Below are 15,228 nucleotides of genomic sequence, written 5' to 3'. Positions count from 1 at the left end.
ATGGAAACGCTCACTCTGTTCCGGCAGGCGATGGTGTTGGTCGTGATGCTGTCTGCGCCACCGTTGCTGGTCGCGGTGGTGGTCGGTGTACTGATTTCACTGCTGCAGGCGGTGATGCAGTTACAGGACCAAACGTTGCCTTTTGCCGTCAAACTGGTGGCGGTGGGGTTGGTGCTGGCCATGACCGGTCGCTGGATAGGCGTTGAGTTAATCCAACTGGCGGTAATGGCTTTTAATATGATTGAACAAGTCCGGGCATGAAATCACGATGATCTCTCTTGCCACCCTCCAGTCTATTTACGACTTTATTTACGCGCTAACGCTCGGCGTGGCCCGGTTGTATCCATGCCTGTTTCTGGTGCCACTGTTCTCTTTCAGCATTATCAAAGGCATGCTGCGCAACGCGGTGGCGCTTGCCATCGCGCTAGTCCCGGCCGGTGCTATCCAACAACACATGTTAACCACCACAATAACCTGGCCCATGTTACCCGCGCTGTTGCTCAAAGAACTGATCATTGGAGTGTTGCTGGGGGTGGTGCTGGCCATGCCGTTCTGGCTGTTTGAATCTGTGGGCGCGTTGTTCGATAACCAGCGTGGCGCGCTGACCGGCGGCCAGCTCAACCCGGCGTTGGGCAGCGATGCCACCCCGCTTGGCCACATGATGAAAGAGCTGTTTACCCTGCTGCTGGTTATCACCATCGGGTTTTCCGGCTTCACGCAATTACTGTGGGACAGTTACCAGCTATGGCCAGCATTGGATTTTCTGCCGCCGTTATCAGAGCTGGGTTTTCACACCTATCTAGGTCTGCTCAACGACACCTTTCAACACATGATTGTGTATGCCGGTCCGTTGGTGGCGTTATTACTGTTGCTGGAGTTCAGCATCGCCATTCTTAGTCTTTACAGCCCGCAATTGCAGGTCTACGTGCTGTCCGCCCCGGCCAAGTGCCTGGCCGGGATGGCGTTTTTCGTGCTCTACATGCCGGTGTTGCAGTTTCTCGGTGAAGGCCGACTCAAGGCGCTGGCCGACCTGAAACACCTATTTCCGCTGTTCTTTCAGGCGTCGTCCTGAGCGTTGAAGATGACGACTAACCACTAAGGTACCAGGATGAGCGAAAAAACCGAAAAACCCACCTCCAAGAAATTGCAGGATGCACGCAAAAAAGGGGAAGTCGGTCAAAGTCAGGATGTTCCCAAACTGCTGATTAGCTTTGCATTGCTGGAGATGATTCTGGCACTGACTGATAACGGCATGAGCAAATTACAGGCATTAATGCAATTGCCGCTGAGCCGTCTGTCTGACCCGTTCGTCCATGCCGCCGATGAAGTGTTCAGCGAAGCGTTATCACTGCTGAGCACCTTCTGCCTGTTGACCATTAGTGTGGCACTGCTGATGCGTATTGTCGGCGGCTGGATTCAGTACGGCCCGCTGTTCGCGGTGGAAGCGCTAAAAATCGATTTCAACCGCCTCAACCCGGTCAATCAAATCAAGCAAATGTTCACGATGCGCAAGCTCACCGACATGCTGACCTCTATTCTGAAGGCAACCACCATCGGATTGGTGTTCTGGCTCGTCGTCATACCGCAGTTGGAATGGCTGGTGGAGTTAGCCTATGGCGACCTGACCGCCTTCTGGAAAGGTGTGGAGAGTGTACTGAAAAGTGTGGCACGCACCACCCTGTCCTCACTGCTGGCGCTGGCGATACTCGACTTCGGCTTGCAAAAATACTACTTCCTCAAGCAGCAACGCATGAGTCATGAAGATATCCGTAACGAGTTCAAAAATTCGGAAGGCGACCCCCACATGAAGGGGCATCGCAAATCGGTCGCCCAGGAAATCCTCAACGAACCGGCCAGCCCTCGCGCCAAACCCAACATCGAGGATGCCGACCTGCTGTTGGTTAACCCGACACACTACGCGGTGGCGCTATTCTATCGCCCCGGCAAAACACCCTTACCGCGCATTCTACTCAAGGGTGAAGACGAACAGGCCAAAGCGCTCATCGCTCGCGCGCAGCACGCCAATGTGCCGGTGATCCGCTTTATCTGGCTGGCACGAACTCTGTATCGGGTCCCCGAGGGTCACTACATTCCACGCCATACTTTACAGTCGGTTGCGCAGGTCTATCGGGTATTACGCCAGTTGGATAATGACCTGAGCCAGCAGGAAATCATTGAACTGGATTAACCACAGATGGAGCCATGTTTTTTATTTTACTATTTTGCTTAGACATTTATACCCAAAATAATTCGAGTTGCAGGACGGCGGCAACCGAGCGAATCCCCAGGAACTTACATCAGTAAGTGACTGGGGTGAACGAGGGCAGCCAACACACCTGCAACTTGAAGTATGACGGGTATATTTGGGGTGTATCCCTGCCGATAGCCTATCAGCAGGGATACACGTTAGCGGTCTAAGAAAATAAAATCATATCGCCGCACCGGCTTTTGTGTACCACGGTTGTTGACCTGGACAGTTTCTCAATATCAGCATCTCGACATGCTGTAATGTTTTTTCTCCCGACGCATTATCAACAATTTTATACACCCTTAAGTATTTTCCTGTTTCTGCGTTTCTGTCCTTGAAATCAATCGTCACGTAATAAAATGAACCCGCTTCAGGCTTAAAGGCAATCACGCTCTCTGACACTAACACATCGGGCGAGAAGAACGACCTGTGATTGTTTTCACCGGTGTAGAGCACCCTGACCGCGATATACCCATTGGCACTCACCCAGAACTCTTGATGCTTATCACTCATTTCATCGACGACTGGCATCCCTATCGATTTTTTACTCAAACGCATGACAGGAACGAATCCGTTATTTTTTGAGTAGAGATCAATACATGTTTTCGTTTCCGGGTAGACCCGCGTTCTATTATTATTCATATCGAAGGCAATACCGACTCTTTTATCGGCAAGCGAATCTGTTAAATCTTTATTATAATCACTCACAGTAGTCAGTGATGAACATGCCGTTAATAACAACAAGCCAGCCAACCCCAAATATTTCACCACAATCCATCCCTCCAGCCCATATAAACTACCTGACACACTATTGGTGCATTTTTATTCTTAAGCGACGAAAACACGAGATACTCGCAATAAATCGCGTTCTACTTTAACACACCCGTTTTCACCAAAAAATCTGATAACATCGATCAAGACCTGACAACGTTGTCAGCCTCGTCGACACACCGCAGTCAGCCAACCGGTCACCCTAATGATACCTGCCTGTCGAGTGTGTCGTGCCACGGTAAGCTCCCTGTCACTGCACGGCTGCGTAAAGAAAAAGCCATCATCGTCAAAAATCGTTTCAATATAATCCTGCACTTAGGTTAAATATTTGCTATTACAGCAATTATTCTCCTGTTACGGATACAAAGTGCGCTTATGTTCAAGTCGTTTTTTCCCAATCCCAAGTGGTTTTTCTCTTCCGCGCTGATCTGGTCACTGGTGGCAGTGATCATTTGGTATGGCTGGGGACGCCCGCTGGGTGACAGCCTGCTGCACATCAGCGAGCCGTTGCCGCACAGGGCCGCACGGTTCCTGTCACCCGCTTTTTTGTGGTTTTACGGTTATTACCTGCTGTGCGTTTGCCTTTTCGCAGGAGCTTGGGCGCTATTACGTCCCCACCCCTGGCAACGCTGGTCTATTCTGGGAACCTCACTGATTATTTTTGTCACCTACTTTTCGGTGGAAATCGGGGTGGCGGTAAACGACTGGTATGGCCCTTTTTATGACCTGATCCAAAAAGCGCTCAGTGCCCCTAACGCGGTGACGATTCAGGCGTTTTACAAAGAGTTGCTGATTTTCCTGGGTATTGCGCTAACGGCTGTCACGGTAGGCGTGATGCACCTTTTTTTCGTCAGCCATTATGTCTTTCGCTGGCGTACCGCGATGAATGACTATTACTCTTCGCACTGGCAATCCCTGCGGCACATTGAAGGGGCCGCGCAACGTATTCAGGAAGACACCATGCGCTTTGCTTCCACCGTGGAAAGCCTGGGTGTAGATCTGGTGAAATCATTGATGACGTTGATAGCCTTTTTACCGGTGCTGGTCAGCCTTTCATCTCATGTCAAAACCCTGCCGTTGATTGGCGAAGTACCTTACGGTCTGGTCATCGCAGCGATTGTCTGGTCACTAGCAGGGACGGGCTTGCTGGCGTTTATCGGCATCAAACTGCCGGGGCTGGAATTTAACAACCAGCGAGTGGAGGCCGCCTATCGTAAAGAGTTGGTCTATGGTGAAGACGACGCCACCCGTGCCACACCGCCAACGGTAAAGCAGCTGTTCACCAACGTGCGGAAAAACTATTTCCGCCTCTATTTCCATTACACCTATTTCAATATTGCACGGGTGCTCTATCTGCAAACCGACAATGTGTTCGGCATTATCATGCTGCTGCCGTCGATCGTCGCCGGTAGTCTGACACTCGGTCTGATGAACCAGATAACCAACGTGTTCGATCAGGTGCGTAGCTCATTCCAGTACCTGATTAACTCGTGGACCACCATCGTCGAGCTGATGTCGATTTATAAACGTCTGCGTAGTTTCGAATCGGTCATTAAGGACGTACCGATGGTCACCGACGCGGCGGATGCCACGTCCGGTACCTGATCATCGCGCCCCGGTTCGGTGTAGCCAGTCGGCCAGACAGCACAGAACCGGGGTTCTCTCTCGACAGTCTTTATCCTGCGAATGCCTTTCTCCGCCATACCTGAATGAACATGCCCAATCCCACTTACCGCCAATAGCGAGAGATAGCGCATTGTGTAGCGGACTGTATAGCGCACATTATCAGTTCCGAATTATTCGGGGTGTAGCATGAATGAGCGTGACGGCCCTCTCCCTGATTATTTTTTTCTTTATCGGAAGAATCACATTATTTTCTCGACCAACAACAAAATGAAAAAATATGACTTAGTCAGGCTATTTAAAAATAATTTTTTGAAAAAGAGAGCAGATAAAACCACGACCAATACATCATCTAACTAGTACACGAAAACATTTAACAGATTACAAATAGAATTCCAATAAAAAAAACAGAAATGGAATAAGAAACACAAACAACCTCTACTTTCATTATGTTAGCAAGTATTTATCTCTCCAAAAAATGTGATAAGATTCACACGTTTTTCTCCTCGCGAAAGAAACCCATCTCTGTACTTTATGAAAAACACGGACGTTAACAGATGGTCACTCTCTGTTGATTTGTATTGTCAACACATTTAGCTCTGTAGGAAACCTTGATGGATACAATTATGCATACCTATAACAATCTGAAGGTTGGTATTAAACTGGCAATAGGGTTTGGACTTATTTTAGTTATGTCCGCCTTTATCATGCTATCGGGGATTAACGGCTTTCGTAATATTGACGCTTACGTCAATAAATCCATTATCAGTAATGACATTAATAATAACCTGAACGATGCCAGACGCGCCCGCCTCAATTTCCAATATACCCATGACTACAGCGCAATGGATAAAGTCGGCGACCTGATGGTAAAAGTGGGCCAGTCATTGAAGCAGGCCAACCAGTTCACCTGGAGTCCTGATGCACGTGAACTGCTGAATCAACTCAATACCGCCTACAACGCTTATCTCCCAGGGCGAGAGTCGCTGATCAACGCCAGCAAGCAGCGTGACGCCGTGGCGCAAAAACTCAACCAGGACAGCAGCGCCAGCGTACTGGGTACACTGCGCACCCAATTCAGTGGCAGTACACAGACACCGGAATTGCGGCTGGAATTTACCACCTTGTACGAACAGTTGGCAGACATCCGCGATCTGGCGCATGAGTTACTGCTGACGCCGTCCACGCAGGCCGAATCCAACCTGCGTAAAGCCCTTAGTAGCACTCAGGCCGCGTTCAATCAAAGCCTGCCGAAATTCAGTGCGGAACAGCAAGGCTGGTTAAACCAGGCCTGGCGTTTCTTTTCCGCCTATAACGGCTACATTGACGAGTACATGAATGCTTTCCGTAATGAAAGCGCCGCCACCAGCACCATGACCAACGCGGCCGTGATTCTGGATAACGCCTCCAACGATTTATATGCCGGTCAGTTAGCACTGGTCAGCAACACCACCGCCAGCTCACAGTGGCAATTACTGCTGACTGGCCTGGTGATTATCGCCATCGGGGTATTGATGGCCTGGCGTATCACTCTGCAGATTACCCGTCCGCTGCACCAGAGCCTGTCGATAGCTGAACGGATTGCCCAAGGTGACCTGACGGCCTCCATCACCGTTGTTCGCCGCGATGAACTGGGGATGTTGATGTCTGCAATGGCCGCCATGAACCATAAATTACGCGAGATGATCGGCGAAATTCGTGAAGGGGTGAGCAACGTGGCGTCCGCCGCGTCGGAAATTGCCGCTGGCAACACCGACCTTTCCTCACGTACCGAGCAGCAGTCTGCCGCCGTGGTGGAAACTGCCGCCAGTATGGAGCAGTTAACCTCAACGGTGAAACAGAACGCCGATAACGCACATCACGCCTCACAACTGGCCGCCGATGCTTCCGCTAATGCGACCCGCGGTGGCGAAATCGTCACTAACGTGGTGAGCACCATGAATGAAATCGCCGTCAGTTCCCGGCGTATTTCCGAAATCACCTCGGTTATCAACGGCATTGCCTTCCAGACCAATATTCTGGCGCTGAACGCCGCCGTGGAAGCTGCGCGTGCCGGTGAACAGGGCCGTGGTTTCGCCGTAGTCGCGGGCGAAGTGCGTAGTCTGGCCCAGCGCAGTGCGCAGGCCGCTAAAGAGATCGAAACGCTGATCAACGAGTCGGTCACTCGGGTGAATACCGGTTCCACCCAGGTGGAAAACGCCGGTAAGACGATGGATGAAATCATCCGTTCCATCTCCCATGTGCATGACATCATGGATGAGATTGCTTCCGCTTCCGATGAACAGAGCCGTGGCATCAACCAGATCTCTACCGCTGTCTCCGAAATGGATGCCACCACCCAGCAAAACGCCGCGCTGGTGGAGCAATCTTCCGCAGCGGCCAATTCACTGGAAGAGCAGGCTCAGGTGCTGGAGCACGCGGTGTCTTTTTTCCGGACCAGCCATGACAGTGCTGCGGTCTCACCGGCAAGACAACGCAACACAACCAGTACCAAAACACCATTAATGCTGGGGAAATCAACGACCAAAGCGTCTGCTACGGTGAAATCCTCATCAACTGCGGCCAAAGATGACTGGGAGTCGTTCTAATCGGTTTTGATAACGATATCGGTTAATTTCTACTGCGTTTGATAACGACAGCTTTTGATAAATACCACACAGCATGGCAATAAACGGCCATGCTGTGTTTAGATTCTGCTTTTTCCCCTACCTGATGTCGCCCATTTATTTTCCAGCAGCGTATGTTGAGCGTTAAAATGCCTCCACCAACGACGCAACGTAAAGATTGTCACTGAGTATTATCACGCCCATGATTATTTTTTTGGATATTCCATTTGAATAACCCCCCAAAAATGGATGAGGCATCAATCACCGACAATCGCTATCTCCTTTTTCATTAGTTCATTGATAAAGTCACTTTTTAATACTATGTTATAAAAGTGTAGTTATTACATTACCCTCCCCTGTGAGAGGCATAAGCCATGAGTTTAGGGCCGTAATCGTCCGCGTACAGAGCGACTCACTCACAGTAACAATGACAGGTTAGTGCAGCCATAATAATAAAATACAGCTTCAGCACTGAGGTTCTGAAGCGTTAGTTATTGAATTATTCAAATCGGTTTTTTCCTCATCATTTCTCTGGCAAATCAAGAAAGGAAGGACCAATGAATACTGTTTTTGGTGCGTATAACAATTTCAAGGTCGGCGTAAAGCTGGCTCTGGGGTTTGGGCTACTCTTACTCATGGCCATCATCATCATGCTGTCTGGAATAAATGGCTTTCGTAATATTGACGCCTATTCACAAAAATCGATTATCAGTAATAGTATCAATAGCTATCTGGAAGAGGCCAGACGCGAGCGTTTGCGTTTTCAATATACCCACGATTATGCTGCCCTAAATAAAAATAGCGAATTGCTGAATAAAGTAACGCAATTGCTGGACACAGCAGAAACACTGAAATGGGATGCGGATACCCGTATTCTGCTGGATAAAATAACCCAGGCCAGCAAGGAATATAATACGGCACGGGGAAACCTGCTTATCGCCAGCCAAAAGCGCGATGCTGTCAGCCAAAAATTATCGCAGAACACCGTCGGCAACGTAGTGGATACCCTACGCAGACAATTCGACAGCGCCATGTTGCCACTGGAATTACGGCTGGAGTTTTTGTACATCCATGAAGCGCTGTCTGACATTAAAGATGCCGCGCATGAGCTGACGTTAGCCCCCTCCAGCGAAAACGAAGCCGCACTTCGCAAGGCACTGGGCAGCGCGCAGCATATCCTCACGCAGGCTCTGCCACAGTACGATGCAGAACAACAGGCGTGGCTCAATCAGGCCTGGCAGTTGTTCGCCACCTACGACAGAGATGTCAGCCTTTATATGACCGCGTATCAGGAGGAAAACGTCGCCTCTCAGCGTATGGCGGATATCGCGCTGGTGCTGAATCAGGCAACGACACAGCTTTATCAGGCACAATTAACCAAGGTTGATGACATTACCCGTCAGTCCCAATACGAGCAGTGGGTTATCGGCCTGGCAATTATCGCTATCGGCGTGTTACTGGCCTGGCGCATCACCTTATTGATTACGCAGCCATTGCGTCAAAGCCTGTCGATGGCCGAACAGATTGCCCAGGGTGACCTGACCGCCACCATTACCGTCAACCGCCGCGATGAGTTGGGCCAGTTGATGACGGCAATGAACCAGATGAACCATAAACTGCGCGATATGATAGGAAGCATTCGTGAAGGCGTAAATAATGTGGCGTCCGCTGCGTCGGAAATCGCCGCTGGCAACACCGACCTCTCCTCACGTACCGAGCAGCAGTCTGCCGCCGTGGTGGAAACCGCCGCCAGCATGGAGCAGTTAACCTCAACGGTGAAGCAGAACGCCGATAACGCGCATCACGCCTCACAACTGGCCGCCGACGCCGCTAATAACGCCACTAAAGGCGGTGACATCGTCACCAACGTAGTGAGCACCATGAATGAAATCGCCACCAGTTCCCGGCGTATTTCCGAAATCACTTCGGTTATCAACGGTATCGCTTTCCAGACCAATATTCTGGCGCTGAATGCCGCGGTGGAAGCCGCACGTGCCGGTGAGCAAGGTCGTGGTTTTGCTGTAGTGGCGGGCGAAGTACGCAGTCTGGCCCAGCGCAGCGCGCAGGCCGCCAAAGAGATCGAAAGCCTGATCAACGAGTCAGTCACCCGGGTGAATACCGGTTCCACCCAGGTGGAAAGCGCCGGTAAGACGATGGATGAGATCATTCGTTCTATCTCTCATGTCCATGATATTATGGGAGAAATTGCTTCCGCGTCTGATGAGCAGAGCCGAGGGATTAACCAGATCTCAAGCGCCGTCGCCGAAATGGACGCCACCACCCAGCAAAATGCCGCGCTGGTGGAGCAATCGTCTGCGGCAGCTAACTCACTGGAAGAGCAGGCTCAGGCACTGGAACAGGCGGTGTCGATTTTCCGCCTCGGTGATGGCGACGCCCACCGCGTTACCCATCACGCCCCCAGTACCCTCGGCGCTAAAAAACCGCTGATGCTGGCCAGTGCGACGACGGGATCTCTCTCGTCGGCTGCAAAAAATGAGTGGGAATCGTTCTAGCCGATGATCCCGGTCTCACTATGGCGGGCGATGCCCGCCTATTTCATGACGGTTTCCGCTCTGCCATCCTGCGCATAAGCTCAGTCACTCTTCGCATTTAATGTCGCACCGATTTCCTGCAATACTGCCTACGCGCGCAGTCATCATGTTAATGATATTAAAGCATTATTTATGAAAGAAACCGATGTCGCGCGCGATGCTCGCTTTTTATTTATTGATTAATCCAACGCCTGATTTTATCGGGGATGAGCAGCGTTGCCAGGCCCACACTGGTACGTACCCTCCCCCGAGGATTCAGGCACTTAACCATTCACACACGGGGACATTATGACGTTATCTTTTCGCAACATGATTGCCGCGCTGGCGCTGGCCGCCGCGCCCTGGCTGGTTCAGGCCGAAACGCCGACTGCCACCTGGCAGCACATCAAACAAACCGGCGAACTGCGTATCGGTGTAGCGCAGGGCGAACCCTGGTATTTCAAGAACGCGGCAACCGGCGAATGGGATGGCATCGGCTATCAGGTTGGTAAGGTGCTGGCGAAAGATCTTGGGGTCAAGCTGGTGGCAGTAGAAACCACCTGGGGCAACGCGGTCGCCGCCCTGCAAACCGGCCAGATCGATACCATGCTGGTACTTGACCCCACTGACGAGCGCAAAAAAGCGGTCGATTTTCCGGAGCAACCTTTCTTTTGGTATGCCCAGGGGGTACTGGTACGCGATGGCATCAGTGTCACCGACTGGAGCGACCTCAACCGGCCGGATATCAAAATCGGCGTCACGCTGGGCTCCAGCCCGGATTTGCTGCTGACCAAAAATCTGCCGAAAGCGCAACTGGTGCGTTTCCCCAACATGGATGAAGGCGTGGCGGCATTTTATGCCGGTCGGGTAGACGCGTTGTCCTATTTCCATCCAGCGCTGGCGTTGCAACAGGCTAAAGTCGGCAAGGGTAACCTGATCCTGCCAAAACCCATCGTGGCGGTCAGTACCAGCGGCGCTATCCGTAAGGAAAGCGACCCAACCTTCCATCAGTTCCTCAACGACGAATTCGCTAAGCTCTATCAATCCGGCCAGATTCAGCAGTTCTACGAGCAGGCACTGAAAGCCCGCGGCGTGGACATCAGCAAGGTGCCGCCAGTGCTCCGCGAAGCGTGGAAATAACCGGCGAAAAGGGAACGTCAGCCAGCAAACAGTGGTGCCAGCAGCGCCCCCACATCCGGCTGACGCTCCAATTCAAGCAGCGCATCAATCAGGCGCTCGCTCTCGCTATCCCCCAGTCGCCGCGACAGATTGTCGCGGCACTTGCGCACAATCTCTGCGTCTGCCATCGGGTTCTCTTCACACCCCGGCGGATAATCCACTGTCGGCGCGTTCAACCACTGCCCGTCAACGTTCACCCTCACCCGGCTGACAGGCCGCCGCTGTACCGCCATCAACCGTTCCAATTCGTTATCCACCACTAACTCGACCTGCCGGGCAAACGCCAGCAATGTCGCACTCTGCCGCGTGGTCACGTCGCTCCAGTGCTGTCGGGAAATGCCGTAAGCCAGGCAGGCCAACGCCAGCGGTACGCTGAACTGGGCATCGGTTTCGCTCAACACCTGCGTATCGGCGAATTGCGCTACCAACGTCCGGCTGCCAATGACCTGAACCTGCGTGATCCGCTCCGGCGACAGCGCCTGCTGCGCCAGCAGTTGCTCAAACGCCGCCAGTGCAGTGTGCATCCAACGGCAAACCGGATAGCGTTTGATACTGGCATGGCGCAATCGCCACACGTCCCCCAGTCCATCAACCAGTAGCGAGGCATCACATTGGTCAGAGCCTGCCATGCGCCAGAACCCCTGCTCGCCTGCCAGCACATCGCGCGGCCCGATGATACCTTCCCGGTGCAGCAGCACCCCGCGCACCCCGGCTTCCGTCGCCGGTGCGTTGTAATCCTTCAACGCCACCAGCGGCCGCTGCTGCCAGTTGTACTTGTGTAGCCCCGGTAGTGGGCTCAGCGACGCTGCCAGCCCGATAGCATTCTCTAACCCGGCGGCATCGCAGCCGCGGAGCAGACCGAATGCGACCGCCGCACCGAGCGACTGATGCTGGCACACGCCGTACACCTGCTGAAAACGTTCCGGGCTGGGTTGCTGAGACAGGATCACGCGGCCGTTGATTTCCCAGGCGGCGACCAGCGCACATAACAACTGCGCGCCGGATATCCGCCGTCCGTCCAGCGCAGCTAACGCCGCCGCCACCAACGTCGCGCCAGGGTGGCCCATACCGCGACCCTCTCGTTCAAACCCATCGTCATAATCCAGCGCGTTCATCGCCACCGAATTGACAAATGCGGCTCCCAGCGCCGACAGCCCGTCCCGGCTTCCCAGCACCGGCGATGTTCCCACCGCATATTGCTGACGCGCCATGCGTTGCGCTTGCAAAAACACCTCGCTCTCCAACCCGGCGACGCCGCAGCCCAGCGCATCCAGCAGATGCAGCAGGATTTTTCGCCGCCAGACCGCAGGGATCGCCTCTGGCGTGAGCTGGCGGGCAAAGCGGGCCAGCGTCAGGGTTATCGGGGAGGTCGCGTGCAAAGAGGTCATCGGTCCAGATTCCGGTCGGCGTCAGGGATGGCGCTTGATGATAACACTGCATTTTCCAGCTGCTTTATGCCATTTTCGCCACCGTTGAAACCAAAGGTGATAACCCGTCGTTTCATCAACGGATGGATATACCGCTGCATGGCTATCAGGCTGTATGGCTTTACCGCCAAACAGAATTTTATTTCTAAAAATCACATATAGATGGTCAATTATATTATTTTCATGCTGTTATGCCTGAGCTCTACCATGTGCACCTCGTTATGATCCGAGGTGATGACTATGTCTATTCCTACATCCGTGCTCAGCCTGATCGGCAACACCCCGTTGCTGGAGCTGACGCAGTTTGATACCGGCCCTTGCCGGTTATTCGCCAAGCTGGAAAACCAGAATCCCGGCGGCTCGATAAAAGATCGTGTAGCGTTATCCATGATTGAGGCCGCCGAACGACAAGGAAAATTACCGCCTGGCGGCACGCTGATCGAAGCCACCGCGGGTAATACCGGGCTGGGGCTGGCACTGGTGGCGGCTATCAAAGGCTACCAGCTGATTCTGGTGGTGCCAGACAAAATGAGCCGGGAGAAAATCTTCCATCTGCGCGCACTCGGTGTCGATGTACGCCTGACCCGATCTGACGTCGCCAAAGGCCACCCGGACTATTATCAGGACTATGCACAACGGCTGGCAAACGAGATCCCCGGTGCGTTCTACATCGACCAGTTCAATAACCCCGCTAATCCGCTGGCTCACTACCGCACCACCGGCCCGGAACTGTGGCAGCAGATGGAGCATGACATTGACGCGATTGTGGTTGGCGTCGGCTCCGGCGGCACGCTGGGTGGACTGAGTCGTTACTTTGCCGACGTATCACCGAAAACCGAACTGGTACTGGCCGATCCGGCCGGTTCTATCCTGACTGACTATGTACGGCAAGGCACAATTGGCGACGCGGGCAGTTGGCTGGTAGAGGGCATTGGTGAGGACTTTCTGCCCACGCTGGCTAACGTCAGTCAGGTAAAACACGCTTACGCCATTAGCGATCAGGAATCGTTTCAGGCCGCCCGCGAACTGCTACTCAAAGAAGGTGTGCTGGCCGGTTCCTCCAGCGGCACACTGCTGGCGGCGGCGCTACGCTACTGCCGCGCCCAAACTGAACCGCGCCGGGTGGTAACGCTGGTGTGCGACAGTGGCAACAAGTACCTGTCGAAGATGTTCAACGACTACTGGATGATTGAGCAAGGGTTAATTCAACGCCCGCCGCTGGGCGACCTGCGCGATCTGATCACCTATCGCCATAACGAAGGCGCTACTGTGTCTGTCTCCCCTGATGACTCGTTGGCGATCGTGCATGCCCGCATGCGGCTGTACGACATTTCCCAGTTGCCGGTGCTGGAACACGACCGGGTAGTCGGGGTGATTGATGAGTGGGACCTGCTCAACAATCTCAAAGCCAACCCACGCCATTTCTCGCTGACCGCCCGTGATGCGATGACCGATCAGGTCAACACCCTGCAGAAAGACGCCTCGTTCGATCACCTGCTGACCACGTTTGATCGCGGCCATGTCGCCATCGTTCTGGACGGCCAGCGCTTCCTCGGCCTGATTACCCGCACCGATGTGCTCAATCACTGGCGGCATCGGGTGCGCTGACCTTTCTACCGTTTACTACAAGGATTTATCATGAGCCATTTCGACACCCTGACCGTTCACGCTGGCTACACCCCGGATAGCACCGGCGCAGTCATGCCAGCCATTTACGCCACATCTACCTTTGCCCAGCCTGCTCCCGGCCAGCATACCGGTTACGAATACTCACGCAGCGGCAACCCGACCCGTCACGCGCTGGAAGCCAACATCGCCGCGCTGGAAGGTGGTATTCAGGGCTTTGCCTTCGCCTCCGGACTGGCGGCCAGCGCTACCGTGCTGGAACTGCTCGATCAGGGCAGCCACATCGTCGCGGTGGATGACATTTACGGCGGCACCTGGCGATTGCTGGATCGGGTGCGCAAGCGCACCGCCGGGCTAACCGTCACCTATGTCGACCCGGCTGACCTGACCACGCTGGAGCAGGCGATCACCCCGCAAACCCGGATGATCTGGGTGGAAACCCCCACCAACCCGCTGCTGAAACTGGCCGACCTGCGCGCCATCGCCGAGCTAGCCCAGCGCCACGGCGTGATAAGCGTCGCGGACAACACCTTTGCCTCTCCGGCCTTGCAGCGCCCGCTGGAACTGGGCTTTGATATCGTGGTGCACTCGGCCACCAAATATCTGAACGGCCACTCGGACGTGGTCGCCGGGCTGGCGGTGGTCGGGCGGGACAAGGAACTGGCAGCGCAACTGGCGTTTTTGCAAAATGCGGTGGGCGGGGTACTCGATCCGTTCAGCAGCTTCCTGACACTGCGCGGTATCCGCACACTGGCGCTGCGCCTGGCCCGCCATAGCGACAACGCGCTGACGCTGGCGCGCTGGCTGGAACAACAGCCGCAAGTGGAACAGGTGTACTACCCCGGCCTGCCGTCTCACCCGCAACATGCGCTGGCGCGTCAACAAATGAGTGCGTTTGGCGGCATGATAAGCGTCAGGCTGCGCGGCGACGCCGAGTACGCCAGCACGGTGATTAAGCGCACCCGGCTGTTTACGCTGGCGGAAAGTCTGGGCGGCGTAGAAAGCCTGATCAGCCAACCCTTCAACATGACCCATGCCTCCTTGCCGCTGGAACAACGTCTGCACCTCGGTATCACGCCGCAGTTGCTGCGCCTGTCGGTCGGCATCGAAAATGTGGAAGACCTGATTGCCGATTTGCAACAGGCGTTAACCGGCCAGACGGCGTAATCCCCCTCATCATCCGGGCTGTCATCGACAGCCCGATTTTTCCGCCCGTA

General features: G+C 53.8%; 11 protein-coding genes. 9 read left to right on the top strand and 2 right to left on the bottom strand.

The window, feature by feature from the left end:
- From sctS to sctU, 3 genes are read left to right on the top strand one after another with little or no spacing between them, the layout of a single operon-like run.
- Positions 1–261 (top strand): type III secretion system export apparatus subunit SctS, encoded by a 261-nt coding sequence (gene sctS, locus DD586_RS09330; protein WP_012884562.1) that lies wholly within the window; start codon positions 1–3, stop codon positions 259–261.
- A 7-nt stretch (positions 262–268) separates the two neighbouring features.
- Entirely contained in the window at positions 269–1,072 is an 804-nt protein-coding gene (sctT, locus tag DD586_RS09325; RefSeq protein WP_012884561.1) for a type III secretion system export apparatus subunit SctT, read from the top strand.
- Positions 1,073–1,108: 36 nt separating this feature from the next.
- Entirely contained in the window at positions 1,109–2,188 is a 1,080-nt protein-coding gene (gene sctU, locus DD586_RS09320; protein ID WP_012884560.1) for a type III secretion system export apparatus subunit SctU, read from the top strand.
- A 240-nt stretch (positions 2,189–2,428) separates the two neighbouring features.
- On the opposite strand, the gene DD586_RS09315 is transcribed toward sctU, so the two are convergent.
- Complete coding sequence (locus DD586_RS09315; protein WP_012884559.1) at positions 2,429–3,019, bottom strand: hypothetical protein; 591 nt, start codon at positions 3,017–3,019, stop codon at positions 2,429–2,431.
- Between the two features lie 375 nt (positions 3,020–3,394).
- Here DD586_RS09315 and sbmA point away from each other — a divergent pair, with 375 nt between their 5' ends.
- From sbmA to DD586_RS09295, 4 genes are all read left to right on the top strand, one after another.
- On the top strand, positions 3,395–4,624 hold the full coding sequence (gene sbmA, locus DD586_RS09310) for a peptide antibiotic transporter SbmA (protein ID WP_012884558.1): 1,230 nt from the start codon (positions 3,395–3,397) through the stop codon (positions 4,622–4,624).
- A 632-nt stretch (positions 4,625–5,256) separates the two neighbouring features.
- Positions 5,257–7,230 (top strand): methyl-accepting chemotaxis protein, encoded by a 1,974-nt coding sequence (locus DD586_RS09305; protein WP_012884557.1) that lies wholly within the window; start codon positions 5,257–5,259, stop codon positions 7,228–7,230.
- A 575-nt stretch (positions 7,231–7,805) separates the two neighbouring features.
- Positions 7,806–9,761 carry a methyl-accepting chemotaxis protein gene (locus DD586_RS09300; protein ID WP_012884556.1) on the top strand — a complete coding sequence of 652 codons (1,956 nt, stop codon included), beginning with the start codon at positions 7,806–7,808 and terminating at the stop codon, positions 9,759–9,761.
- 348 nt (positions 9,762–10,109) lie between these two features.
- Positions 10,110–10,919, top strand: coding sequence for a transporter substrate-binding domain-containing protein (locus DD586_RS09295; protein WP_407635426.1), 810 nt, complete (start codon positions 10,110–10,112; stop codon positions 10,917–10,919).
- Between the two features lie 17 nt (positions 10,920–10,936).
- On the opposite strand, the gene DD586_RS09290 is transcribed toward DD586_RS09295, so the two are convergent.
- A complete protein-coding gene (locus DD586_RS09290) occupies positions 10,937–12,346 on the bottom strand; it encodes an MmgE/PrpD family protein (RefSeq protein ID WP_012884554.1) in 1,410 nt (469 codons plus the stop codon).
- Positions 12,347–12,625: 279 nt separating this feature from the next.
- Here DD586_RS09290 and DD586_RS09285 point away from each other — a divergent pair, with 279 nt between their 5' ends.
- Together DD586_RS09285 and DD586_RS09280 are read left to right on the top strand one after the other, a co-directional pair.
- Positions 12,626–13,993, top strand: a complete 1,368-nt coding sequence (locus DD586_RS09285) for a pyridoxal-phosphate dependent enzyme (protein ID WP_012884553.1) — start codon at positions 12,626–12,628, stop codon at positions 13,991–13,993.
- A 30-nt stretch (positions 13,994–14,023) separates the two neighbouring features.
- Positions 14,024–15,178, top strand: a complete 1,155-nt coding sequence (locus DD586_RS09280) for a trans-sulfuration enzyme family protein (RefSeq protein ID WP_012884552.1) — start codon at positions 14,024–14,026, stop codon at positions 15,176–15,178.
- Positions 15,179–15,228 lie beyond the last annotated feature (50 nt).

This window comes from Dickeya parazeae Ech586 (assembly GCF_000025065.1).
GTDB classification, from domain to species: domain Bacteria; phylum Pseudomonadota; class Gammaproteobacteria; order Enterobacterales; family Enterobacteriaceae; genus Dickeya; species Dickeya zeae.
The sequence above is the reverse complement of the archived record's forward strand: the minus strand, read 5'-3'. Positions and strand labels throughout refer to the sequence as shown.

Bases quoted from the DNA above. Each gene is read 5' to 3' on its own strand.
- sctS (WP_012884562.1), top strand. From the start codon at position 1: ATGGAAACGCTCACTCTGTTCCGGCAGGCGATGGTGTTGGTCGTGATG.
- sctT (WP_012884561.1), top strand. From the start codon at position 269: ATGATCTCTCTTGCCACCCTCCAGTCTATTTACGACTTTATTTACGCG.
- sctU (WP_012884560.1), top strand. From the start codon at position 1,109: ATGAGCGAAAAAACCGAAAAACCCACCTCCAAGAAATTGCAGGATGCA.
- sbmA (WP_012884558.1), top strand. From the start codon at position 3,395: ATGTTCAAGTCGTTTTTTCCCAATCCCAAGTGGTTTTTCTCTTCCGCG.
- DD586_RS09305 (WP_012884557.1), top strand. From the start codon at position 5,257: ATGGATACAATTATGCATACCTATAACAATCTGAAGGTTGGTATTAAA.
- DD586_RS09300 (WP_012884556.1), top strand. From the start codon at position 7,806: ATGAATACTGTTTTTGGTGCGTATAACAATTTCAAGGTCGGCGTAAAG.
- DD586_RS09295 (WP_407635426.1), top strand. From the start codon at position 10,110: ATGATTGCCGCGCTGGCGCTGGCCGCCGCGCCCTGGCTGGTTCAGGCC.
- DD586_RS09290 (WP_012884554.1), bottom strand. From the start codon at position 12,346: ATGACCTCTTTGCACGCGACCTCCCCGATAACCCTGACGCTGGCCCGC.
- DD586_RS09285 (WP_012884553.1), top strand. From the start codon at position 12,626: ATGTCTATTCCTACATCCGTGCTCAGCCTGATCGGCAACACCCCGTTG.
- DD586_RS09280 (WP_012884552.1), top strand. From the start codon at position 14,024: ATGAGCCATTTCGACACCCTGACCGTTCACGCTGGCTACACCCCGGAT.